At 61.4% G+C, this 22,242-nt stretch carries 20 protein-coding genes and 1 tRNA gene; 6 read left to right on the top strand and 15 right to left on the bottom strand.

Annotated elements, in window-relative coordinates; genetic code table 11:
* The first annotated feature begins 55 nt into the window (after window positions 1–55).
* Complete coding sequence (locus AC5Y5V_RS11440; RefSeq protein WP_499934413.1) at window positions 56–955, top strand: hypothetical protein; 900 nt, start codon at window positions 56–58, stop codon at window positions 953–955.
* 1 nt (window position 956) lies between these two features.
* On the opposite strand, the gene AC5Y5V_RS11435 is transcribed toward AC5Y5V_RS11440, so the two are convergent.
* The 7 genes from AC5Y5V_RS11435 to AC5Y5V_RS11405 form a co-directional block, all read right to left on the bottom strand.
* Window positions 957–2,243, bottom strand: a complete 1,287-nt coding sequence (locus tag AC5Y5V_RS11435; protein WP_499934410.1) for a tyrosine-type recombinase/integrase — start codon at window positions 2,241–2,243, stop codon at window positions 957–959.
* The gene (locus tag AC5Y5V_RS11430) at window positions 2,243–2,536 is read right to left on the bottom strand and encodes a hypothetical protein (RefSeq protein ID WP_499934407.1); all 294 of its coding nucleotides are present in this window, start codon (window positions 2,534–2,536) and stop codon (window positions 2,243–2,245) included. The genes AC5Y5V_RS11435 and AC5Y5V_RS11430 overlap by 1 nt, the downstream gene beginning before the upstream one ends.
* Window positions 2,537–2,603: 67 nt before the next feature.
* Window positions 2,604–3,188, bottom strand: coding sequence for a recombinase family protein (locus AC5Y5V_RS11425; RefSeq protein WP_499934403.1), 585 nt, complete (start codon window positions 3,186–3,188; stop codon window positions 2,604–2,606).
* Between the two features lie 131 nt (window positions 3,189–3,319).
* Window positions 3,320–4,294: a hypothetical protein gene (locus tag AC5Y5V_RS11420; RefSeq protein ID WP_499934400.1), complete on the bottom strand. Its 975-nt coding sequence runs from the start codon at window positions 4,292–4,294 to the stop codon at window positions 3,320–3,322.
* A gap of 531 nt (window positions 4,295–4,825) precedes the next feature.
* A complete protein-coding gene (locus AC5Y5V_RS11415) occupies window positions 4,826–6,958 on the bottom strand; it encodes an AAA family ATPase (RefSeq protein WP_499934399.1) in 2,133 nt (710 codons plus the stop codon).
* 111 nt (window positions 6,959–7,069) lie between these two features.
* The gene (locus tag AC5Y5V_RS11410; protein WP_499934396.1) at window positions 7,070–7,633 is read right to left on the bottom strand and encodes a hypothetical protein; all 564 of its coding nucleotides are present in this window, start codon (window positions 7,631–7,633) and stop codon (window positions 7,070–7,072) included.
* Between the two features lie 15 nt (window positions 7,634–7,648).
* On the bottom strand, window positions 7,649–7,867 hold the full coding sequence (locus tag AC5Y5V_RS11405; RefSeq protein ID WP_499934390.1) for a hypothetical protein: 219 nt from the start codon (window positions 7,865–7,867) through the stop codon (window positions 7,649–7,651).
* A gap of 361 nt (window positions 7,868–8,228) precedes the next feature.
* Here AC5Y5V_RS11405 and AC5Y5V_RS11400 point away from each other — a divergent pair, with 361 nt between their 5' ends.
* Both AC5Y5V_RS11400 and AC5Y5V_RS11395 read left to right on the top strand, forming a co-directional pair.
* Window positions 8,229–9,377, top strand: a complete 1,149-nt coding sequence (locus tag AC5Y5V_RS11400) for a hypothetical protein (RefSeq protein ID WP_499934387.1) — start codon at window positions 8,229–8,231, stop codon at window positions 9,375–9,377.
* 1,110 nt (window positions 9,378–10,487) lie between these two features.
* Complete coding sequence (locus tag AC5Y5V_RS11395; protein ID WP_499934383.1) at window positions 10,488–10,769, top strand: hypothetical protein; 282 nt, start codon at window positions 10,488–10,490, stop codon at window positions 10,767–10,769.
* A gap of 594 nt (window positions 10,770–11,363) precedes the next feature.
* Here the strand turns inward: AC5Y5V_RS11395 and AC5Y5V_RS11390 are convergent.
* The 6 genes from AC5Y5V_RS11390 to AC5Y5V_RS11365 all read right to left on the bottom strand — a co-directional run bounded on the left by AC5Y5V_RS11390 (window position 11,364) and on the right by AC5Y5V_RS11365 (window position 16,893).
* Window positions 11,364–11,624 carry a hypothetical protein gene (locus AC5Y5V_RS11390; RefSeq protein WP_499934378.1) on the bottom strand — a complete coding sequence of 87 codons (261 nt, stop codon included), beginning with the start codon at window positions 11,622–11,624 and terminating at the stop codon, window positions 11,364–11,366.
* Window positions 11,625–12,133: 509 nt separating this feature from the next.
* Window positions 12,134–12,207, bottom strand: a tRNA-Ile gene (locus AC5Y5V_RS11385).
* A 55-nt stretch (window positions 12,208–12,262) separates the two neighbouring features.
* Entirely contained in the window at window positions 12,263–13,027 is a 765-nt protein-coding gene (locus AC5Y5V_RS11380; RefSeq protein WP_499934374.1) for an Rv1352/Rv1906c domain-containing protein, read from the bottom strand.
* The gene (locus tag AC5Y5V_RS11375; protein ID WP_499934369.1) at window positions 12,999–13,877 is read right to left on the bottom strand and encodes a carboxymuconolactone decarboxylase family protein; all 879 of its coding nucleotides are present in this window, start codon (window positions 13,875–13,877) and stop codon (window positions 12,999–13,001) included. The genes AC5Y5V_RS11380 and AC5Y5V_RS11375 overlap by 29 nt, the downstream gene beginning before the upstream one ends.
* Window positions 13,878–14,005: 128 nt before the next feature.
* The gene (locus AC5Y5V_RS11370; protein WP_499934365.1) at window positions 14,006–15,379 is read right to left on the bottom strand and encodes a metallopeptidase TldD-related protein; all 1,374 of its coding nucleotides are present in this window, start codon (window positions 15,377–15,379) and stop codon (window positions 14,006–14,008) included.
* Entirely contained in the window at window positions 15,376–16,893 is a 1,518-nt protein-coding gene (locus AC5Y5V_RS11365) for a TldD/PmbA family protein (RefSeq protein ID WP_499934360.1), read from the bottom strand. The genes AC5Y5V_RS11370 and AC5Y5V_RS11365 overlap by 4 nt, the downstream gene beginning before the upstream one ends.
* 33 nt (window positions 16,894–16,926) lie before the next feature.
* Here AC5Y5V_RS11365 and AC5Y5V_RS11360 point away from each other — a divergent pair, with 33 nt between their 5' ends.
* The 3 genes from AC5Y5V_RS11360 to AC5Y5V_RS11350 are packed head-to-tail and all read left to right on the top strand — an operon-like array spanning window position 16,927 to window position 19,923.
* Entirely contained in the window at window positions 16,927–17,799 is an 873-nt protein-coding gene (locus AC5Y5V_RS11360; protein ID WP_499934358.1) for a carbohydrate ABC transporter permease, read from the top strand.
* On the top strand, window positions 17,786–18,607 hold the full coding sequence (locus AC5Y5V_RS11355; RefSeq protein WP_499934355.1) for a carbohydrate ABC transporter permease: 822 nt from the start codon (window positions 17,786–17,788) through the stop codon (window positions 18,605–18,607). The genes AC5Y5V_RS11360 and AC5Y5V_RS11355 overlap by 14 nt, the downstream gene beginning before the upstream one ends.
* Window positions 18,604–19,923: an ABC transporter substrate-binding protein gene (locus tag AC5Y5V_RS11350; protein ID WP_499934351.1), complete on the top strand. Its 1,320-nt coding sequence runs from the start codon at window positions 18,604–18,606 to the stop codon at window positions 19,921–19,923. Before AC5Y5V_RS11355 ends, AC5Y5V_RS11350 begins: the two co-directional genes overlap by 4 nt.
* Here the strand turns inward: AC5Y5V_RS11350 and AC5Y5V_RS11345 are convergent, their stop codons facing one another.
* Both AC5Y5V_RS11345 and AC5Y5V_RS11340 read right to left on the bottom strand, forming a co-directional pair.
* Entirely contained in the window at window positions 19,924–20,802 is an 879-nt protein-coding gene (locus AC5Y5V_RS11345) for a universal stress protein (RefSeq protein WP_499934346.1), read from the bottom strand.
* Window positions 20,799–22,238 (bottom strand): amino acid permease, encoded by a 1,440-nt coding sequence (locus tag AC5Y5V_RS11340; protein WP_499934343.1) that lies wholly within the window; start codon window positions 22,236–22,238, stop codon window positions 20,799–20,801. Before AC5Y5V_RS11340 ends, AC5Y5V_RS11345 begins: the two co-directional genes overlap by 4 nt.
* Window positions 22,239–22,242 lie beyond the last annotated feature (4 nt).

Here is a 22,242-nt window from a genome sequence, read left to right as displayed (position 1 = left end):
ACGTTCGGGTAAGCTAGCCACGTACCAGCAGGATCGAAGCAACGCGACAAAGGACATGACCGAAGCACCGGAAGACTACAAGCATCGCAAGTGCTACGCGAACAATCGCGGCGGATGTTCTACAACGATTTCCGGTGAGCACTACGTTTCGCATGGATTGATCAAGCTCTACGGGAACAATGACCCTGCCTTCACGATCCAACACAAGACCGGCAAGGGTGTTGGTCACCCCGTAACGGCGAAAAACTTCACGGCAAACATTCTGTGTACTACGCACAACACCGCGCTTCATCCTGCCGATGACGCAGCTTTGGACTTTGCGAGATTCCTACGGCGCATCGCGCTCGATTACGATGCGGGAGCAGGTGATTGGGGCGAAGCCGAAGAAATCACTATTTCGGGCGACAACATGCAACGGTGGGTACTGAAGCTGTTCCTCAATCATGCTGTCACAAACCACTTTGAGGTACAGCAGAACAAAAACGTGCCGTTTCCTGAAGTGGCTCTTGACCTCTTGCTAGATCGCGTCATGTGGCCGGTAGCTTGGGGTTTGACTGTGCCCGCCGACACGAGCAACAAAGACGTTCGGGCCTGCCCGTTTCAGACGAAAGACGTCGTTAACAGTCATTGGTGGGGTGTTGCGCCTTTCGTCCACAAGGATGAAACATGGCTTGCCGGTGCACTAGTGGACCTATGCCACGTCAGCTTCGGTCTGACGCTTTTCGATCCAGGCCGGTACCTACCCGAATTCAACAACCCCGGCAATCCCCTACGCGGATCGTTGCAGCGGCCAAGTTTCATCGCTTGGGAGTTAAACGGTGTAGAGAAACGGATCAATTTCACGTGGAAATATCCGTTACACCATGTCGGCATAACGTACACGCTGCGACCACAGAACAAGGCACAGCGGCTAGCCGGAAAATTACCGGAGGGGCATCACATCTGGCTTGAGTGAATCACTCTGCTTTGCGTTGCAGCGGAATAACATTCGATTGAGCCGCAACGGGCCGCGCCAAACCGGCAGGTTGGCTAACGTCGTCATTGATGTAATCGCCGTAAACGTCCAAAGTCAGCGTGAAGGTGCTGTGTCCAAGCCACTTTGACACCCGCTTGAAGTCAACTGGCGGGGTAGCAGAAAGCAGGTTCACCGCGAAGCTGTGCCGCAAGTCATGGAAACGCGCCGATGGCAGCGCTAATGCGGTCTCAGCCGGTTGCATGAATCGCTTGTAGAAGTTGGATGGGTCAACAGGGTTCGACCAATCGAATCGATCCGCTGTGTTCTTGACGTTTCTCCCTTGCGCCTTCGCGGCAGCAAGATCCAACCGGCCGGGAAACAGCGGTGCGCTTGGTTCGTCGGCGCGCGGATGGGTCGCCAGGTAATCGCGCAAGTCTTGAGCCAGCCAAGCCTCTAGCGGCACGGTTCTGTCGGATTCATCCGTTTTGGGAGGTTCGGTCTGCCAGGTACCGCCGCGCTTGTTTTTGCCCCGTTCGACCCGTACAGAACCACCCGTGTCGGTGAGGATCAGATCGCGGATTTCCAGACCAGCCAGCTCGGCAGCACGCAAGCCGGTGAACCCGGCAAAAGTAATGAACAGTCCGTAGGCCGGTAAACCCTTGTTTGTCAAGTGATCGGCCAAGGCAATGATTTGTGGCCCGGTCAGCGGAGTATGGCGGAACTTCGACGCACGGCGCTTGGTGGACACTGCAAGCTTCACCAAGGCGGGGTTTGCAGTGATTGCGCCGTCTAGAACCGCAACGTTGCAGATCCGCCGCAGTACGCCAAGAGCTTGTTTTGCCGTTTTCGGGCTTCGTTTGGCTAGTTCGCGGTCGTCAGATTCAGCTTGCGAGCTGGCGTAGCGGTTGGAATCACCGGCCAGGAGCTCTGAGAACCAGCTAGAGACATCACTTGGCAGGATCGATCCGATTGGCCGCGAGCCCAAAGCGTCGGCTATATGGCCTGAATACAGCTTGCGGTAGCCGGTTAGGGTCACTTGGCCGATACGGGACTCCGAAGCCTTCAAATACCGCTGCGCGTACTCCCCTAGCGGTACGCCAGCCTTGGCGCTGGTGTCATGGCCTGCCTCTTCAATCTTGATCTTGCGTCTTTCGGCAGCTTTGAGCGTCTCGACCACGACGGTTCGTTGCCGGTAGCGGCCTTTGATCGGCGCTCCGTAGTCATCGGTGAGGTTTTCGCGCCAACAGACCTTGAACTTGCCGTTTGGCAGCTCGCGTATGTATGCCATCAGGCCACGCTCTCGTCAATTTTCACGGTGTGGCGCTTCCGGTCTTCGTCTGTAGGTTCAGGGTAGCCATCCCTACTCCATACGCGCGAACCTTCACGAATACCGTTGTACCGCTCGGGGTCTTTACGGATCGCTTTGATCCCGTCCTTATACAGATGACCTGTCACAGTCCAGCCCGTGCCCGCCAAGTCGCTTTGAGAACCGACCTTTTCAGCGAAAAAGAACCGCTTCGACCCCAGTTGCGGAATATTTGACGTTGTCCATTGCTCTAGCTTTGATAGCGAGTCAGACACCGCCCAAGGCTGTAGCCCTGGTGTAGGTCGCGAAGTGACGGCATGTTTGCCATACGCCATACATGTTCTATGCACTCTCCTTTAATACGCGGTAAATTGTTGCGCGGCTAGTATTTACGGCTTGAGCGATCACCGGCACGGGTTCACCGGCATCGCGCATACGACGAACCAAAGCGGCTTTGTCTTTGGTCAGGGCTCTTGGGCGCCCCGTTGGCATCCCGCGAGCTTTTCGGGCTGCACGGCTAGCGGCCTTGCGTTCGCGCTGTAGTTCAAGCTCAAGCTCAGCCAAGCTGGCGAGAACACCGGCAATCATTCGTCCTGTTGCGTTCGACGTGTCGATGCCTTCGCGCAAAGATCTGATATTGATTGCCTTGTCCCACAGCTCTTTTACCGTCGTCATGACCTCGGCGGCATCGCGGCCAAGCCGGTCAATCCCGGTGATTACTACCGTGTCACCGGATCTCACGTAATCAAGTAGCGCGGTCACTCCTGCTCTGTCGCTTCGCTTTCCAGCACCGGACAGCTTGTCCGAATAAATCCGGTCAGTTGAAACGCCAGCATTCGAAAGCGCGTCTAGCTGAGCATCTAGTGATTGATGCCCTGTCGAAACACGCGCGTACCCGATGACCTGGCCTTTTGTCGTAGTCGTCATGTCCGCGAGCGTATCAAAAGCTGGTGTCCGTCGCTTTTGAAATGCAACAACTTTTGAGAATCCTGATCAGGGCATATGTTGAACTGCGATAATCATCGGAGCGCTGTTGCAATTCTTTAGATTTGAGACAGCTACCATAGCGCCGACCGACCTGGCGGTAAGGCCCGAAGCGCGCCGATCTGACGGTTTGCCTCGTTTGCGGCTTGATAGGCATCCTCGCCGGTGATGTGGGCTGGCCGGTGGTATCTATCGCGGTCGCGACGAACGCGGCTCTCGTCGGCGCTCAGCCGGTCGGAATCGCGGCCTCTGCGGCCAACGTCGGCACGCTCGCGATGGTAGCCAGAATCAGGCTCAGCCGGGGCGGGGGGCGGTTCGTAACCCTGCGAATTAGGTTGTTCGACAATCGATTCCGAGTGTTGATCGAACGCCGGCCAATCCGGTGAAACATGTTTGCTACCACCATAATTCGCGTCGGAATCGGCCCGCTCGCTAGCGATCGAATCGAATACCTCCTCAAACGGTTTGATCGGTCCAACTTCAACTTGAGCGGGTTTGGTCAGGCCAGCTCTGTTGAGCGAATCTTTGATGGCATCTAGTTGGACGGCTGCGGGACGGGTGTCGTCGAAAGCAATCTCAACAAGCTTGCCTACCAATCGGTTTGATGCCATCTCTAGCCGGATTCGCGCCTTCTCCTTAATATGCCTTGTCGAACCGCCGTGATATTTGCATACCCTCGCGCCATGAACTGCCCAATTGCGGCACCGTTCGCCCAGCTGGTTTGTTGCGACGCAATGCCTTTCGGGGTTATTCGCCAACTTTTCGTTATGCGCAGCAACGTTTTCGGGGTCGGTAGATCGGTTAAATTCGTCGCGGTTCGGTTTCTTTGGATATTGCTTGCTCTTGGCTCGCGCAGATCCACGCCTGTCTGGCTTATCAATGACAGCAGGAAGGTTGTCGCTCGGTTCGTTGGCCGTAATACCGAGTCTCTCTCTAATTTTTGCTAGTTCTTGTTGAATCTCCGCTTCACTCATCCCAGCGTCACGCATCATCTTGATAGCAACTGTCCGCTGGCGCTTGTACTCAGCGCGCCTTCGCTTGGCATCCATCTCACTTCACCCTCTTTCTAATGTGTTCGCAGTCCGACCGAAAACCAGGCCCGACAATCACCTGATAGCTTTCATCCCGGCACGGTGCTTTGACGGTGCCGACTGCGTTGGTTCCTAAGCGCCACTCATGGTTATGAAGATCAGCGCAGAACGGACACCGAACGCTAGCCGTCCGTTTTCGTTTCGCATGCGAGATTTCTACGTTCTCAACAACAGCTTTCGGTAATTCTGCTGAAGTTGTCAACTGCCTTGGATTGACGGAAACCATTGGTATACCTTTCATTTCGGACTATTTCTCTTCGCGCGCGCGTGTAGTCCTCCAAAATCTGTATGTTCTAGGGTTATCTAGTAGTAACTAGTAGTGTCTAGGCTGGTCAGAGCCACATGACACTAGACACCCCTAGATGACACAGGTTTTGAGAGGGCCAGCCCGAGTGCGTCTAGGCTGGTCGCGCGCATAACCGCAGGTCTACAGCGTTTTTCCAGATCATGCATTTGAGAGCCTTTCCTGTTGTTCGTTGCGATTTCTGGCTAGTCCTGAATCATCTTCTGTTCAGGCGTCAACTCCCAAGTCCAGTAGTCGATTTCACCCTTCTCGTCGTAAGCGGTCGCGCGGATCACGCCAATCTCTTTTGCCGCCTTTTGAATCGTGCCATCGCTGCATCCGGTATTGAGCTTGACCTTGTCAACTAGGGTTTTTACTTGCATCGGGCCAGGGCGCAACAGTTCTCGGATGGCTTGTTTAGCCGCGTTTCGCATCGGCGCATTCTTTCGGCTGTCGCCAACTTTCGCGTTATCTGCACCGACAAGCTGGTCCGCAGTCAAATCAATATTGCCGCGCCATATGACAATCGGAACCTCTCCGTCGTCCGGTGCGCTTTCCAGCGAATATCCAATGGACTCAGGTGATTTCGATAGATTGCCGATTGCTCGCGCCAGAGCATACGTTGCCCCGCAGTCGGTCTTTTTGGTCAGCGGGCCAGCTTGGATCACCGAACGAACCAAGGCACCGTACGCTACCGAACCTCCGCCGCGGTTCTTTGCGCTCATGCCCTGAGCCTTATTGAAGTGACGGACAAGCAAGATGGCACAACGGGTTTCAGCGGCTAAATCAACGACATGCATCAAGACGCGGCGAATCTCGGAGTCAACGCCGTGTTTGGTGCCTTCGGGCATACACGCCGAAATCGGGTCAATGACTACGAGTGTGGCGTTAGCATCGAGGATCGCACGGCGCAGCCAGTCAACATCACGCGGAATCGTGAACGGGACAGGATCACCGTTTGGGTCGGTCTGACGTTCGAGCTTGAAAACACGGTCTAGATCAGCGCCAGCGGCCATCAGACGCGGCACGACGGTATCGCTGTCGTCGTCCTCTATCCCCACCAGTAGGACGTTTGAAGGGTCAGACATCGATTCAACGCACTTGCCGCCTGCGAGCACCGTTGTGGGCCAGGGTTTGCCCTGCGAGACGATAGAGGCCATCGCGATCGTTAGCGTCGATTTCCCTACATCTGATTCACCTTCAAGGATCGACACTTTGCCCAGCGGCAGCCAGCCATACCAGAGCCATCGAACCGCAGTCGGTTTGATGCTGCTCAATGCCCTAGCTGGCCGCACATCATCGTCAAAAACGCGTTCGTCATCCATATTGAGTTTTTCCTTGCGGGTATCGGTGCCGTAGTCGCGGGTGGCCTTCGCGAGCGTGATTGCGCGGTCTTGGTTGGCTGCCTTCGTTGCCGTCCAGGCCGCAAGCTCTTCTAGTTCCTTTAGGGATCGGCGCGTTTTAGCCCATTCAGTACGTATCGCTTCGTAGACGTCGGCAGCCCTCAGGTAACCAACGGCGGCATCTGAAAACCCCATGTCTAGGGCAGCCTTGGCAGCGTTGTGCGGTTCGCCGGCGTTTTCGTAGACCTTGGCGTAAAGACTGGTGACTCCCTGCAAGGTGCGCGGTCTAGTGGCGGTTGTATGAGCTGCGATGAAATCGGCCAGCACGACAGACGGACCACGAACCGCCTTGGTGGCACGAGCTAGGCCATCGCGGTAGGGCTTCGGCAAACGCGGTAAAACGTCACATGACGGAAGTACACCGGAGTTTGTCGCTTCGCCGCGAGGGGAGCGCAGTCGGTAGCGGTGCCCGGTGTGGTGGTAACTAGGGGGAGCAGCTACGTAACGGTGGTTTGAATCGATGAAGTCAACGCCACTGTTCGGTTGTTCTTGAGCTTCCCAATCGCCAGCCTTGCGGTACAGCCTGATTCCTGAGCCATCAAAGCGGGCCGTGACTATGTGCGTTTTTGGTAGCTCGCCCCACTGTTGCCGCCAAGTCTTTAGGGTTTCGTGTCCAGGCTTGCCGTCGTAGGCGTCAACATCGAAACCCACGACATCAGGCGGTAGAACCAAACCCAGCGATAGAACGCCTGGCGTGCCGTCCTGAATAATTGACTCCACCAGGGCGGGCCAGGCTGATATTTCGTCTGGCCTTGCTCTCCTGCGTTCATAGCCGTGATAGCCGCTAACCCAAGGTGCCTTGAAACGTCCACGTTTGTCGCGCTTCCCAATCGGAAGCGGCGCATACCCGCGTTCTAGATTCGCCAGTGCCATCGTCACGAACTCATCGGCGCTAAGCGATTGCGCCGCAACGCTACCGGAGTCTATGGTTGGCATCGGTCATGTTCTCTTCTGTTGCGGAACGGGATCGGCGCGGACCACACTGAGATACCGGCAAGGCTTAATGAACAGGTCTTGCCGGTATTTCGTGTTTGAAGGCAACATGATTCAAGCCCACGGGTCTACGTCTATCGGTACCGAATCTTCGTGCAACAGCCCAACGAAGTTCGCAGAATCGGGATTTGGATCAGTGATGACTGCCAAACATGCTGGGCAGCATTTAAATACACAGATGTAGTCGCCGCGTACATACGCGAAGAGTTGACTGCCAATGCCGCTATCGCAGTCAGGCGTTTCGTGGACCCCGCAACCCGTCTCATTGTCCGCAAAAACCCGTTGCGCAACCTGTTTCCAGTCGTTTGGGTTGCGTAGCGGGATTCTGGCTGGATTGCCATAGCAGACCGCAAACATGCACTGTATGTGCTCTATGCTGGTGTCGTCGTAATCCGGGAAAACCGAAGTGTCAGTGAGTAATCCAACCTCTTTCCAGTAGCCCATACGCCAGCGCAGCATCTCACCGGCGAGGCCCTTGCCAAGCGGATTGCGCTTCAAATTGTGGAGTTTCGCGTCAAGCTCGCCCATTGGCGGGAAATCGTCTGGCATCACGACGGTTTGACCTAGTTGGGCTCGCATCTGATTGATTCGATGATACGTATCCTGCTCAAAGCTCATGCCGAGTGTCCGTCCTTACAAAGCCGCGATGAAAGAATCGATTTGATCTGCCGTCCAATACCGTTCACGCTTAACGTATTTGGCGGGCTTTGGCATCTTGCGCGTACGGTAAAGGTGGTACTCCACGGTTTCCTCATCAACACTGGTGAGTCCGCGCGAGTGAATCTCCTCAAGTACTTGATCCATCGTGAGGTACTTTTGTGGTTCGATCGTTTGTGGTGCTGCAACAGACATGGCCCAATTTCCTTCGCATTGAGAGTAATCCACAATCATTTAGTGGATTAGTGACTGGCTATACGCCCTTGAATTCCGGCAGCGCGTGCCGACCAGGTAAGCCTACGCGCAACGGCACTGCACCACAAAGACATTCGCGCGCGGCATAGGGGCGTGTCGCTTGACCGGCCAGCGCGTCCGCGAGACACTGAAGGTCATAGGCAGAGGTAACCAGGCCCTCATAAGACCCTTAGGTGACCCCGCGCGGTATCTGCTCAGCGGACAAGCCCCGTCACCTTGCGTAATTGCCCTCCTACCTTGGCAATTCGCAAGGATATAGACGGTTTGCAAACAACCGCAAATGAATGGGACTCATACGAAAATGATGGATTTTGAAACGCTCTGGCTAAGAACGCCGTTCGGCTCTACTTCGGGTATCAACCTAGAATCTGACGTTTTGGTGAACGTCACTGCCGATGGCGTTGACGTAAACCAACTTTGGAAAGAGGTTCAAGCTGTACTCCAAGCATGGAATTCCGAGCGGGAGTCGGTTACTCAGCTTCTGAGCCACTACACAATCAATGCAGCCGATGCCGTACCGCAAGCTATTGAAGATAGTTCTTTCGAAGAGGCAACCGAAGTCGGTGTCCCCGTTTCGATTCGCACGCCGGGCAACGCGATCCTGTTAGGCAACACGTTGCTTGACTTCGACAAGGCGGGGCGATTCTCGTGGAAGTTTCTGCGTGACACCACTGCCGAGCAAGTGAAAGCCGTGACCAATTATGCCCTCGCAGCTGATTCAAAATTGACCAATGGTCTCATCATGAATCGTTTGTTCGATCCTGACCCCGACTACAACGAATTCAATCACACTTGCTACGGGCTTTGGAATGGCACAGATGGGATGATTCCGCCCCCGTACCTCGGAAAGACGTTCCCTGCCAACCACTCTCACTATCTAGTCAGTCAAGGGGACATTATCGACTCTGGCGACTTGGACGATTCAATCAAGACGATTACCGAGCATGGCTATGGAGTGGCTGCAAATAGCCAGTTGATTTGCTTCATGAACGAACAAGAGGCAGAGCAGGTTTCAAGCTTCCGCGCGGGAGAAGAGAACAACAACGGCATTATTGCAAGGCACGACTTTATCCCGAGCCAAGGTGCCCCCGCGTATTTCACGCCTAACGAGATTGTCGGCAAAATCGCGCCTGCACAGTTGAACGGGCTAAAGATCGACGGTTCCTATGGCCCGGCATTCATTATCCGCTCGCAGTACTTGCCAGCGGGTTACGTGGCAACGATAGCAACCGAGGGGCCGAACTCGCTCAACAACGCGGTTTCCGTGCGCCAACACACCAACACGGCGTATCAAGGGCTTAGAACTATACCCGGCGCAAATCCTGCCTATCCGCTTCTCGAAAGTTTCTGGTCGCGCTGCATTGGGGTAGGAACTAGGCACCGTGGAGCGGCGGCGGTTGTGCAGATCAAATCGTCCGGTGATTACGAACCGCCCACGATTCCGATGTGATCGCCATGAACCCGTCAAACTGGTGGGCTGCCAATCTCACTCAAGCTGTTATCGCGCTTGCACAGGCTGGCGCAGCGCTTGAGTCAACACATCCACAAACCACGGCAACGGAACAGACGGTAACGCATTGAGTAATCAAACCGGTTACGGCGGTGTAGGTGTCGGCTACCTCGGCGACACTATTACCGGCGTTGGCGATGCTTACGACGAAGAACACGCGGAACCAAGCGAATTCGGCGGTTTACCTGGCTACGTGCAACGTTTGCCCTACAGCGAAGGTGGACCATACCGGGGCACGGCTCCAAGGGTGCGACCAATCATCGGCAAGGTTTGATCCGCGCCTGTCCAAGTCGCCGGTCGAGTCACCTGATAAGCGTTAGTGTGGGGTTGGGGTTGGGGTTCAGTCCGAACGGGGGGATCTAGGTATGTTTCGCACGTTAGTCGTAAGCCAGCATCATTCCGCTCAGCATCGTAGTTGCGCCGGTTGCTCAAGCAAGGTCTCTGCAAGACATCTATCAGGACATCTTGGCGGCGAATGCTCAAAAGCCCTGCGGCATCGGCGAAGTAGCGAGTGCAGCATGCATAGCTTCGGTTCATCAGAAAGCGAATCTGGCATCTGAGGTCGCGCCCTTGATACAGACCATGCCTGCGCCACCGCGCAGTCCCGTGAGCAACGCGCTCGGCGGCATTGCATCCATAAGGCAGTTCAGCAGCCAATGGAGTACAAGCAATTGCGACGGGATTCCAACCTTCGCGGCGAAGTACACAACTTGTGACGGTTCGGCGATCCAAAGCTTTTTTGACGGTCTCGCCACCAATGTTGGCTCCATCGTGCAGGGCTCCTAGTTGGGCGAAATCCTCAGGCGGCGTGAATTTGTTCAATCGGTACGGCGCGTTCAGCGGTGCTCGGGTCCAGGCAGTTACCGCCAACCGCCACAGGTGCCCGTTGCCGGGGCTGAGCGCCACGCTGGCAGACCTTGGCCGCTGGCCGGTGTACAGCAACCTAGGGCAGGTGAGAGAACCGGCCACCAGTGGCCGATTGCAGCGTTCACGCAGGTCAGGGCGGTTTCAAAAACGACTTTTGGCAGCTCAAGCCGGTAAAATGGTGGTATGAGCGCAAGCCGAGAATTCTTCATCTTGAACCGCCCGGAAACCGAATTTGAGGACCGGCTACGGGAGGCGATGTTTCACGGCCGAACAGGGCCGGTCTGCCCAAGCACCTTGGACAAAGAAACCCGAGACGCGATAGACCGCATCGCCGCTGAGTATCCAAACGTGCGCGACGAAACTGTGCAGGCCGCTCGCGAAGAGCTTGGACGCCAGCTCGACGGCACGCACGGCAGGATCGGCGCCGCACAGGTAGCCGAGATCGCCAAACGGTTGGGGATTTGACCTAAAACGCTATCCGCCAAGGCGGTACCGGGTCTGAGCGGCCAGCTCTGCGCGCACACGGTCTAGCGCTGCGAGCACATTCGGGTCATCGGGGTCATACTTCCCGAATCGAACAATCATAGGGCGTAGTGCAAATCTTCAGTCTATTTCAGGATGCGACGATATTCCCGCCCAAGCCCGCTTGGATTTTCTGGCACGCCGACCGGGTGTTGCAGTTAAGCGTCCAGTTCTTCCCGGCAAGCCATCCGTATTCCATGTGTACGTTCGCGAAGACGGGAACTATCTGTGCAAAATACGCATCTATCTGGGATTGGCTTGCATATAAACTTAGAACCATCAGTTGGCCGTCGATACTACAAGTTCCGCTGTCGGTACTGTAAACGCCGCTGCCCTTTGGTGTCACGCTGCATGGATGTCCGTGGTTGGTGAGGTCATCGGCGAATGCATTCACTGACCCGTACTCCTGTGAGCCGGATTCACTCGGGTCTGCGCTTGCGTGGAGCGGTGCGCACAGTGCACCAACCGCAGCGATAGTTGCTGCCAGGATCATTTGCTTCACTTTCGGTGTCCCTCGCTCGTGGTGCTGAGAATGTGTTAGTGCAAGTCTTCCGGGCGGAATTTTCCGTGAACGCCGCGTCTGTCGTCGCCGCGAAGGTAAGCAGTGTTCTGTTTATCTGCGCGCCGGGCTATGAGCCAATGCTGAAATCGACGGAACTTGTATAAAAGGTAAAAAGCTAGCGCAATTGCCGCTATCAAGATGATGACGAGAATTGCAATCATGATTGGTAAAACCTGTGGGTAATCTTTGGCCACATACCATGCGAGGAGCGCACCCACTATCACGTAGCTGATCACGTAGGGCAACATATACGCTAAGCCAATTTGTACGTATGGCTGAAAAAATCTCTTTGTTAGCCCACTGATTGAATCATCGTCATGTTGTTCACGCGCCATCATCGTTAACCCGCCCCTTCAATCGCTTTCTCTTACGCAGCGTCGCGGCAGACCCCCGCTCGCGGCGCGGCTTTTGCGAGACTACCCAGCGCGCACCAGTCGCTAACGCGGTCGAGTTGCTGTGCCACGAGGGGATCTAAACGAAGCATCTGCGGGCTCCCGCCCGGTTCAGTTGGTTTTGTGGTCCGTTCAGGCTTCGGGGTCACCTTTGGGCGGGTGGGTTTGTTCGGCAACTTCGTTGCCTCACTGGTTCAATCTGGCGTTTTGATGGGTCTTTGCAGAGTCGGCTTTGTGTCAGTCTTTGTAGCAGCGAATTGCTGCCAAAGTGCTGCTCGTAGAGCCATTTTTGGGTTATCGGATCACCGGTCAGCAATCCTCTAAACTACCTCTGAGCTGCGCGTTTTAAGTTGTGGGGCGGGCGGGGCTCGAACCCGCGACCAACGGATTATGAGTCCGCGGCTCTAACCAACTGAGCTACCGCCCCCGGCGAAGCACGACGTAGACACTAGCGCGACGGCACTGCTCACGAGCGACGCGTCCTAGTAGAGGTACACGACCGCATCGGTACCGCCTTTGCACACCACCAGCGATCCGCTGGCGAAACAGGTCATCTCGTAGTGCTGCCCGGTGACGGGACTCGCGGCATCGACATGTCGCGGCGACGAACTGGGCTCGCCGCCGGCCGCGTACGCGAGCCGTACCTGTTCGGCGAACGGGCAGGTCGTGCTCGGCGACCCGACCGCCGAGGACGTCAGCCCGCCCGCAGGACCGGACGTCGAGGGACACGCCTGGGCGTCGGGCGGCAGTACGACCGGCGTCTTGGAGGTCGACGCCGTCGTCGTGGAAGCCCCGGAGTCCGACGTCCACACCGGGCACTGCTGGGTCTTGAACGCGACGTCCGACGGCGCGATCTGCACCACCTGGGGCCAGTCGCCGGCGCCGTTGGCAATGGTGTCGGCAATGCTCCCGGAAAAGCCCCGCAACCGCTCCCAGTAGCAGTGCGGACCGCCTTGCGACCGATACGTGCCGGGCGGAATGTCGACCCCGACCTTGAAGGTGCCGTCGCCGGGAAAGGTGCGTGCCGTCGGTGTTGGCTTAGCTGGCGGCGGCGCCACCGACGTCGACGTCGACGGCGGAATCGACACCGTCGTCCCCGGATAGATCGGCGGCAGTCCCGGTGACGTGACGTGCGGCGTGACTGTCGGTCGCGCCGATCTGCCGCCGGACCCGAAGCAGCCGGTCACCAGGCATGCCACCGCCGCGACGAGGGCGACGTCAGCTAAAAACCGTCTGACCATCGACATCGACCAGATACCGCTCCGTCCCAGACTCCACCCGAGCCGCGTCGCCACCCAGCGACACGGCGATCTTGTTGCTGGCATTCCGCATGATGTCGAAGGTGAGCTCGACGGCCTCTACGTCGGAAAACGCCTCGGAAAACCCGAAACGCACCTCGGCGGCATCATCGGCGACGAGGTGCGCCGGTGACCAAATTAACGCATCCGTATACCGGAGCGCTTGTTTTACGCGTTCGTCGAGAACCTCGGATTTCTCGAAACGCTCGATTTCGTCGTACAAGGTCTCCGAACCGCCCGCGTCGAGTGCGGTGCTCTCGCGCAGCGACTTGCACAACCGGCAGTTGTGTTGCGCGGCGCCACGCAGCCGCACCAGCTCCGACGTGACCGGGTCCAGGGCCCGCATCCGTGCGATCGCCGGCATGAGGCCGTTGAACACGGCATCGGACGCATCGGTGTCGTGATCCCACACCACCGGCTCCCGAACCCAGCCGAGGTACTCCGCGCCGACGCCCAGCGCCTCCAACCCCGCGCGCACCCGCGGCACGAAGTCGGCGATGTACATCGCGACGACGACACCAAAGGTGCCGTTCCCCACGTGCTTCCACAGCCGGGACCGCTGTTCGCCGGTGATCATCGTGACGTCGACGGCGAACTGCTCGGCGAACTCGGCGACGACGGCCTCCGCCTCGGACTGCGGCCCGTCCACGGCGACCTCGGCGGGCAGCGGCGGCAGGGACACCGCCTGCGCGCACACCCGCCGGACCAGCGCGACCATCCGACGGTCGTCGGGTGACGCAGGAGACAAGGCCACCAGCCGCGTGAGCTGATCTTCTCGGACCGACACCGGAGCCGCCATCCGTCCAACGGTAGAGCGGGCCCGGTGCCCGGGCAATCGACAGGTTCGCCGAGTGTGGGGGTTATGGACGAAATGCGGAGGCGGTCTCCGTACCTAGGCCACACACTCGACGCGGGGACGCCGGAAAGCTAGTGCGCCTGGCTCACCGACGACATGTGGAAGTCCGGTATCCGCAGCGACGGCATCGCCGCGCGCGTCACCCAGTCTCCCCACTCGCGGGGCAGCGTCTTCTCGCTGACGCCGGCCTCGGTGGCCCGCCGCAACAGGTCCAGCGGGCTCTCGTTGAACCGGAAGTTGTTCACCGCCGCGGTCACCTCGCCGTCTTCGATGAGGTACACGCCGTCGCGCGTCAGCCCCGTCAACAACAGCGTGGTGGGGTCGACCTCGCGGATGTACCACAGGGTGCTCAGCAGCAGGCCACGCTCGGTGCCGGCGATCATGTCGGCGAGTTCGGCCGACCCGCCGGTCATCACCATGTTGTCGGCGGCCACCGCCACCTTCTCGTCGTACTTGGCGGCGGTGGCCCGCGGGTAGGCCAGCGCGTTGATCACGCCGTTGCGGATCCAGTCCACCTGGTTGATCTCCATGCCGTTGTCGAAGACCGACACCGTCTCCGAGGAATTGCTGACCGCCACGAACGGCGTGCAGAGCAGGCCCGGCGCCATGGGGTCGGAGAACAGCGTCAGCGGCAGGTCGGTGAGCCGCTCCCCCACCAGCGTGCCGCCGCCGGGCGCCGCGAACGCGGTCCGGCCCTCCTGGGCGGCCCGGCCGGACATCGCCCACGCCAGGTAGATCATCATGTCGGCCACCGCCGACGGCGGCATGATCGTCTCGTAGCGACCCGCGGGCAACTCGACGGTGCGCTCCGCCCACCCCAGGCGCAGCGACAGGTCGTCGAGCATCAGATCGGTTGGCACGTCGACGAAATCGGGCGTTCCGACGCCCGCCCACGCGCTGGCCTCGCCGCGTTTGGCGTTGATCTCCACCCCGCCGGCGGGCTGCGTGTAGCGCCGCCGCAGCCCCGTCGACGACGCCAGGAACGTCGTCGAAACGCTGTGGTGGGCAAAGCCGTACAGCAAATCGGCGCCGCGGAACCCGCGGCTCAACGAACGCGCGACGTCGGCGAACACCTCGGCGCCGGTGCCCGGCACCGGCGCGTCCCAGTCGGCCGGCACCCCCGTATCGGCCAGCAGCGGCGCGGCATCACCGGCTTCCGGCGCGGAGACGGCCGCCGCCTGCGACGCCAACACCATCCCGCGTATCACCGTCGGATCCACCTCGGCGGACACCACCGTGCCGATGTAGGCGCTCTCGCCTCGGCGCACGATCGAAATCACGGCCAGACTACGGCTGACCGAAACCCCGTTGGTGGTCATCGAATTGCCCGCCCACCGCAGCGTCGCCTCGGTGCGGTCGGTGACCAACACCATGGTCTCGTCGGCGCGACCGGCCTTCGCCGCTTCTTGCAGAACGATATTGACGACGTGCTGCGGGGTGATCATCGGCCGCCCTCGACGCGGGTGTTGAGGACGCTGATGCCCCGGAACAGCGCCGACGGACAGCCGTGGCTGACGGAGGCGACCTGGCCGGGCTGGGCCTTGCCACAGTTCAGCGCGCCACCGAGCCGCCAGGTCGACGGGCCGCCGACGGCTTCCATCGCATTCCAGAAGTCGGTGGTGGTGGCCTGGTAGGCGACGTCACGCAGCTGCCCGTCCAGGCGGCCGTCGCGGATGCGGAAGAACCGCTGGCCGGTGAATTGAAAGTTGTAGCGCTGCATGTCTATCGACCAGGACTTGTCGCCGACGATGTAGATGCCGTCGGCGACCCGCGCGATCAGGTCGTCGGTGCTCAGATCGTCGGCTCCCGGCTGCAGCGACACGTTGGCCATCCGCTGGATCGGCACGTGATGCGGCGAGTCGGCATACGAGCAGCCGTTGGAGCGGGAGTGCCCGAGGCGCGGCGCGAACACCCGGTCCAGCTGATAGCCGACGAACACCCCGTCCCGCACCAGATCCCAGCTCTGGGCGGCCACGCCTTCGTCGTCGTATCCGACACTGGCCAAGCCGAATTGGACGGTGCGGTCGGCGGTCACGTTCATCACCGGCGAGCCGTAGCGCATGACGCCGAGCTTGTCGGGGGTGGCGAACGACGTGCCCGCGTAGGCCGCCTCGTAGCCGATGGCACGGTCGTATTCGGTTGCATGGCCGATGGATTCGTGAATCGTCAGCCACAGATTGGTGGGGTCGATCACCAGGTCCTTGGACCCGGGTTCCACGCTGGGCGACTTGATCTTCGCGGCCAGCAACGTCGGCAGCTCCGCGAGCTCGTCGCTCCAGTTCCAGATTTCGTCGCCGGCGACCACCTCCCAGCCGCGGGCGGTGGGCGGTGCCAGCGTGCGCATCGAGTCGAAGCTGCCCGCGGCGGCGTCGACGGCCACTGCCTCCAGCGTCGGCTGCAGCCGCACCCGCTGCTGGGTGATCGACGACCCGAACGTGTCCGCGTAGAACGTCTGCTCCTTGACGGCGGTCAATCCGGCCGACACGTGGTTGACGCCGTCGGCGCTGAGCAGCCGCCCCGAATAGTCCTCGAGCACGGCGATCTTCTCGGCCGCCGGAACGCTGAACGGGTCGATCCGGTAACTCGAAACCCAGCAGGCGTCGCGGTACACCGGCTCGGGTGCCAGCTCGACCCGTTCGGCGTTCAACGGCGCCAACGTGGTGGCCACGTGCACGGCCCGGCGTGCGGTGGCGGCCGCGACCGACGGCGCCAACTCAGCATGCGACGCGAAGCCCCAGGTGCCGTTGACGATCACCCGGACCGCCAGGCCGAGTTCGCGGCTGATGACCGAGGTTTCCAGTTCGCCGTCGCGCAGCTGGATGATCTCGGTGCTGATGCGCTGAATTCGCAGGTCGGCATGGCTGGCCCCGGCCGCCCTGGCCGCCGACAGCGCGGCGTCGGCGAGCTGTTGGCGTGGCAATGCCAAGAAGTCGGCATCGATCCCCCGGTCCGGTGTCACCACACCACCGTATCGAGAGGCTTTAATACACCCATGCGCGACGCGCCACGCCGATCCACCATGCTGGCGTACGCCCTGCTCGCTCCCAGCCTGTTCGGTGTGGTCGCTTTTCTGCTGCTGCCGATCCTGGTGGTGCTGTGGCTCAGCCTCTACCGCTGGGACCTGCTGGGTCCGCTGCACTATGTCGGCCTGGCCAATTGGCGCTCGGTGCTGACCGACTCCGACTTCGGCAACTCGCTGGTGGTCACCGCCGCCTTCGTGCTGATCGTGGTCCCGGCGCAGACGGTGCTGGGGCTGCTGGCCGCCTCCATGCTGGCCCGTCAGCTGCCCGGCACCGGCGCGTTCCGCACGCTTTACGTGCTGCCGTGGATCTGCGCGCCGCTGGCGATCGCGGTGTTGTGGCGCTGGATCCTGGCGCCCACCGACGGGGCCGTCAGCACGGTGCTCGGACACCGCATCGAGTGGCTGTCCGATCCCAGCCTCGCGCTGCCCGTCGTGTCCGCGGTCGTGGTGTGGACCAACGTCGGCTACGTGTCGCTGTCCTTCCTCGCGGGACTGCTGGCAATTCCCGAGGACGTGCACAACGCGGCCCGCACCGACGGCGCCAACGCCTGGCAGCGGTTCTGGCGCATCACGTTGCCGATGCTGCGGCCGACCACGTTCTTCGTGGTGCTCACCGGAATCGTCAGCACCGCACAGGTTTTCGACACCGTATACGCGCTGACCGACGGTGGGCCGGCGGGCCGCACCGACCTGGTCGCCCACCGCATCTACGCCGAGGCCTTCGGCGCCGCGGCGATCGGGCGGGCGGCGGTCATGGCGGTGGTTCTGTTCGTCATCCTGGTCGGCGTCACCGTCGTCCAGCAGTTCTACTTCCGGCGCCGGATCAGCTATGACCTCACGTAGCGCCACCACGGTCCTGCTCTACGCCGGCCTGGCCGTCGGCGCGGTGATCACGTTGGCCCCCTTCCTGCTTGGGCTGCTGACGTCGTTCACGTCCGCGCATCAGTTCGCGACGGGATCGCCGCTGCAGGTGCCGCGCCCACCCACGCTGGCCAACTACGCACACCTCGGCAGCGCCGGGTTCGGCCGCGCAGCGGTGGTGACCGCGCTGATGACCGCGGTGATTCTGCTGGGGCAGCTGACCTTTTCGGTGCTGGCCGCCTACGCGTTCGCCCGGCTGCGGTTCGCCGGCCGCGACGTGCTGTTCTGGGTGTACATCGCGACCCTGATGGTCCCGGCGACGGTCACCGTGGTGCCGCTGTATCTGATGATGGCCCAGCTCGGCCTGCGGAACACGTTCTGGGCCCTGGTGCTGCCGTTCATGTTCGGCTCGCCGTACGCGATCTTCCTGCTGCGCGAGCACTTTCGGATGATCCCCGACGACCTGATCAACGCCGCGCGCCTCGACGGCGCCAACACCCTCGACGTGATCGTGCACGTGGTGATCCCGTCCAGCCGCCCCGTCCTGGCCGCCTTGACGCTGATCACCGTGGTCTCGCAGTGGAACAACTTCATGTGGCCGTTGGTGATCACCAGCGGACACAAGTGGCGGGTGCTGACTGTGGCCACCGCCGAACTGCAGTCCCGCTACAACGCCCAGTGGACGCTGGTGATGGCGGCCACCACCGTCGCGATGGTTCCGCTGATCGCGCTTTTCGTTGCCTCCCAACGCCATATCGTCTCATCGATCGTGGTCTCGGGGATCAAGTGAACCGCCCCCGCTTTTCGACGCTGAGCGTCGCCGCGCTCGTGTTGGCCGCGTTGCTGTTGGCGACGACGGCGGTGCTGCTGGGGTACTCCGGTGAGCCCGACGGCGGACGGATCGTCGTGCGGGTGCGGCTGTGGTCCGACCAGATCGCCGCGGCATACCGGGAATCGTTCGACGCGTTCTCCCGCACGCACCCCGGCATCGACGTGAAGATCGACCTGGTCTCCTACGCGACGTACTTCAACACGCTGCGCACCGACGTGGCCGGCGGCAGCGCCGACGACATCTTCTGGCTGTCGAGCGCGTATTTCGCCGCCTACGCCGACAGCGGCCGGCTGATGAAGATCGACCCCGCCACCGACTGGGAGCCCGCGGTAGTGGACCAGTTCACCCGCGGCGGCGCCCTCTGGGGCGTGCCGCAATTGACCGACGCCGGCATCGCGCTGTTCTACAACGCCGACCTGCTCGCCGCGGCCGGTGTCGACCCGACCGCGCTCAACGCGCTGCGGTGGGGTCCCGGCGGCGACGACACACTGCGTCCCCTGCTGGCCCGCCTCACCGTCGACGCCGACGGGCACGCCGCGGGCACAAAGGGTTTCGACTCCGGGCGGGTCCGCCAGTGGGGCTACAACGCGGGCAACGACCCGCAGGCGATCTACCTCAACTACATCGGGTCGGCCGGCGGCGTCTTCCAGCGCGGTGACCAATTCGCGTTCGACAACCCCGCGTCGGCGCAGGCCTTCCGCTATCTGGTGGGTCTGATCAACGACGACCACGTCGCTCCTCCGGCGTCGGACACCAACGGCAACGGCGACTTCTCCCGCAACCAGTTCCTGGCCGGCCGGATGGCGCTCTTCCAGTCCGGCACCTACAGCCTGGCGCCGGTCGCCCGCGACGCCCGCTTCCGCTGGGGTGTGGCGATGCTGCCCGCCGGCCCCAAAGGCCGCGTCAGCGTCACCAACGGGATTGCCGCGGCGGGCAATTCGGCGACCAAGCATCCTGATGCCGTGCGCCAGGTGCTGGCGTGGATGGGCAGCCGCGTCGGCAACGAGTATCTGGGACGCTCCGGTGCGGCCATCCCCGCGGTGCTCTCCGCCCAACCGGTGTATTTCGACTACTGGAAGGCCCGGGGCGTCGACGTCACACCGTTCTTCGCGGTGCTCGACGGCCCGCGCATTCCCGCCCCCGGCGGCGCCGGCTTCGGCGCCGGCAACGAGGCGCTGCAGCCCTACTTCGACGAAATCTTCCTGGGCAGAGGCGATGTCGCGGCTCTGCTGCGGCAGGCCCAGGCGGCCGCGAACGCAGCCGCGCGCCAATAGTCAGCCCGGCAGCACCAGCACCGGCACCGGGCTGTGGCGGATGATCTTGGCGCTGCGGGATCCCAGAAACACCCTGGCGATGTCGCCGCGCGGCGAGGTGCCCAGCGCCAGAATCTCGCCGTCCTCCCAGTCCGCCGCGGCCAGCGCGTGCGCCCACGTCCGCCCGGTAACCACCTGTAGCGCAACATCGTTATCGATGACCTGATCAGCCTTCAGGGTTTCCAGGACTTCTCGCGCCTGCAGGGCCCATGCAGCCAGCACCGAATCCTCGGCGTGCAGGCCGACTTCGGGCGGATACATCGTCTTGCCGCGCACCGCGAACGTGATCACCCGCAGCGGGATGCCGAACCGCGTGGCGGTCTCGACACACCGCCGTACCACCTCCACCGACTCCGGTGTCGCGGAGTAGGCGCACGTGAGCCGCGTCAATTTCCCAGTGTGAGCACGGTATCCGCGCGGGCTGATCGCCACCGGCACCGGCGACGAGTGCAACAGCCAGTCCGCGGTAGAGCCGACGACCACCTGTCCGCGCCGCGCGCTGGGCAGCGACCCCAGCACGAGCACCTCGCCTGCAGCCTCCTCTACGACCTCGATCAGCCCGGCCGACACCGACCGGTGCGCCCGATGGAAATAGGTGACGTCGATCCCGTCGGCAACCTTGCGCAGGTAACGCTGCGCCTCCCTGGCAGAGTCGGCGGCCAACTGGTCCGCCCAGAGCTCGAATTCCGCGTCGACGCGGGCCAGCGAGGGCGTCAGCCACGGCTTGGGAACTATCGTCGCCACGGTCAGCGACGTACCCAGCGTCCGCGCCGCCCGTACCGCGAGGTAGAGCCCCGACAGCCCGACCTTGCCGGACAAGTAGCCGACGACGACGGTCACGGCGACTCGCCCGTCGGATCGTTCAGGGCACTGCGATGGCGACCCCGCAGCAGGTAGTAGGTCAACGCCAACGACACCCATCCACTGAACGCGAGCCAGGTGTACCAATGCAAGCTGGCCAGGATATAGCCGCACGCCAACACCGACAGCGCGGGCGTGACGGGATAGCCGGGCACCTTGAACCCGCGCGGCAGGTCGGGCTGGCGCACCCGCAGGACGATCACCCCCGTGGAGACCACGATGAACGCGGTCAGCGTGCCGATCGAGACCATGTCCGCCAGCTTCTCCAGCGGCACCACGGCGGCCAGGATCGACGCGGCCGTCGCGACGATCACCGTGTTGTTCACGGGCGTCATCGTGCGGGTATTCACGGTCGCGAACCGCGGCGGCAGCAGCCCGTCGCGGCCCATCGCGAACAGGATGCGGGTCATGCCGTACTGGGTGACCAGCGTGACCGAGAAGATCGAGATCACCGCGCCGGCGGCCAGAATGGTGCTGGCCCAGTGGCCGCGCGTGACGTTGTCGAGGATCGTCGCGAGCCCGGCTTCTTCCTGTCCGGCGAACTTTTGCCACGGCTGCGTGCCCAGCGCGGAGAGCGCGACGAGCATGTAGACGCTCGTGACGATCACCAGCGCCGCGATCAGCGCACGCGGCATGGTCTTCTGCGGCTCCTTCACCTCGTCGCCGGCGGTGGACACCGCGTCCAGGCCGATGTAGGAGAAGAAAATCGTGCCGGCCGCCGAACCGATGCCGGCGACACCGAATGGCGCGAAGTCCTTGAGCTGGGCGGCGTCGTAGGCGGTGAACGCGACGATCACGAACATGCCCAGCACGCAGAGCTTGATCAGCACCATGATCGCGTTGACCTTCGCGGACTCGCTGGCGCCGCGGATCAGCAGCAACGCGCACATCCAGATCAAGAAGACCGCCGGCAGGTTCACATAGCCCGGCTGGTCATCCCACGGCGCCGCCGACAGCGCGTGCGGCACTTTGAACCCGATCAGGTTGTCCAGCAGCTTGTTGACGTAACCACTCCAGCCCACCGAGACCGCCGCGGTGGCCACCCCGTATTCCAGTAACACGCAGGCGGCGACCACCATCGCGACGGCCTCACCGAGGGTGGTATAGGCGTATGAGTACGAGGATCCCGAAAGCGGTACGGCAGAGGCCAACTCGGCGTAGCAGATGGCCGCGAGACCGGCCGCGATGCCGGCGATCAGGAACGAGACGACGACGCCGGGACCGGCCTGCGGCACGGCCTGCGACAGCACGAAGAAGATGCCGGTGCCGATCGTCGAGCCGACCCCGAACATGGTCAGCTGGAACGTGCCGATGCTGCGCTTGAGGTGGTCGGCCGCCCCGTGGGCAACGGGTGCGCCGCTGACCGGCCGTCGCCTCAGCATCTGTTGTCTCAGGCTGACCGACGGAGCCGTCATTGCA

The sequence above is a fragment of the Mycobacterium sp. NGS68 genome (assembly GCF_059812195.1).
Note: the sequence above shows the minus strand (reverse complement) of the source record. Positions and strands in the feature narration are given on the sequence as shown.

Bases quoted from the DNA above. Each gene is read 5' to 3' on its own strand.
- AC5Y5V_RS11440 (WP_499934413.1), top strand. From the start codon at position 56: ATGACCGAAGCACCGGAAGACTACAAGCATCGCAAGTGCTACGCGAAC.
- AC5Y5V_RS11435 (WP_499934410.1), bottom strand. From the start codon at position 2,243: ATGGCATACATACGCGAGCTGCCAAACGGCAAGTTCAAGGTCTGTTGG.
- AC5Y5V_RS11425 (WP_499934403.1), bottom strand. From the start codon at position 3,188: ATGACGACTACGACAAAAGGCCAGGTCATCGGGTACGCGCGTGTTTCG.
- AC5Y5V_RS11420 (WP_499934400.1), bottom strand. From the start codon at position 4,294: ATGGATGCCAAGCGAAGGCGCGCTGAGTACAAGCGCCAGCGGACAGTT.
- AC5Y5V_RS11415 (WP_499934399.1), bottom strand. From the start codon at position 6,958: ATGCCAACCATAGACTCCGGTAGCGTTGCGGCGCAATCGCTTAGCGCC.
- AC5Y5V_RS11410 (WP_499934396.1), bottom strand. From the start codon at position 7,633: ATGAGCTTTGAGCAGGATACGTATCATCGAATCAATCAGATGCGAGCC.
- AC5Y5V_RS11405 (WP_499934390.1), bottom strand. From the start codon at position 7,867: ATGTCTGTTGCAGCACCACAAACGATCGAACCACAAAAGTACCTCACG.
- AC5Y5V_RS11400 (WP_499934387.1), top strand. From the start codon at position 8,229: ATGATGGATTTTGAAACGCTCTGGCTAAGAACGCCGTTCGGCTCTACT.
- AC5Y5V_RS11395 (WP_499934383.1), top strand. From the start codon at position 10,488: ATGAGCGCAAGCCGAGAATTCTTCATCTTGAACCGCCCGGAAACCGAA.
- AC5Y5V_RS11380 (WP_499934374.1), bottom strand. From the start codon at position 13,027: ATGTCGATGGTCAGACGGTTTTTAGCTGACGTCGCCCTCGTCGCGGCG.
- AC5Y5V_RS11375 (WP_499934369.1), bottom strand. From the start codon at position 13,877: ATGGCGGCTCCGGTGTCGGTCCGAGAAGATCAGCTCACGCGGCTGGTG.
- AC5Y5V_RS11370 (WP_499934365.1), bottom strand. From the start codon at position 15,379: ATGATCACCCCGCAGCACGTCGTCAATATCGTTCTGCAAGAAGCGGCG.
- AC5Y5V_RS11360 (WP_499934358.1), top strand. From the start codon at position 16,927: ATGCGCGACGCGCCACGCCGATCCACCATGCTGGCGTACGCCCTGCTC.
- AC5Y5V_RS11355 (WP_499934355.1), top strand. From the start codon at position 17,786: ATGACCTCACGTAGCGCCACCACGGTCCTGCTCTACGCCGGCCTGGCC.
- AC5Y5V_RS11340 (WP_499934343.1), bottom strand. From the start codon at position 22,238: ATGACGGCTCCGTCGGTCAGCCTGAGACAACAGATGCTGAGGCGACGG.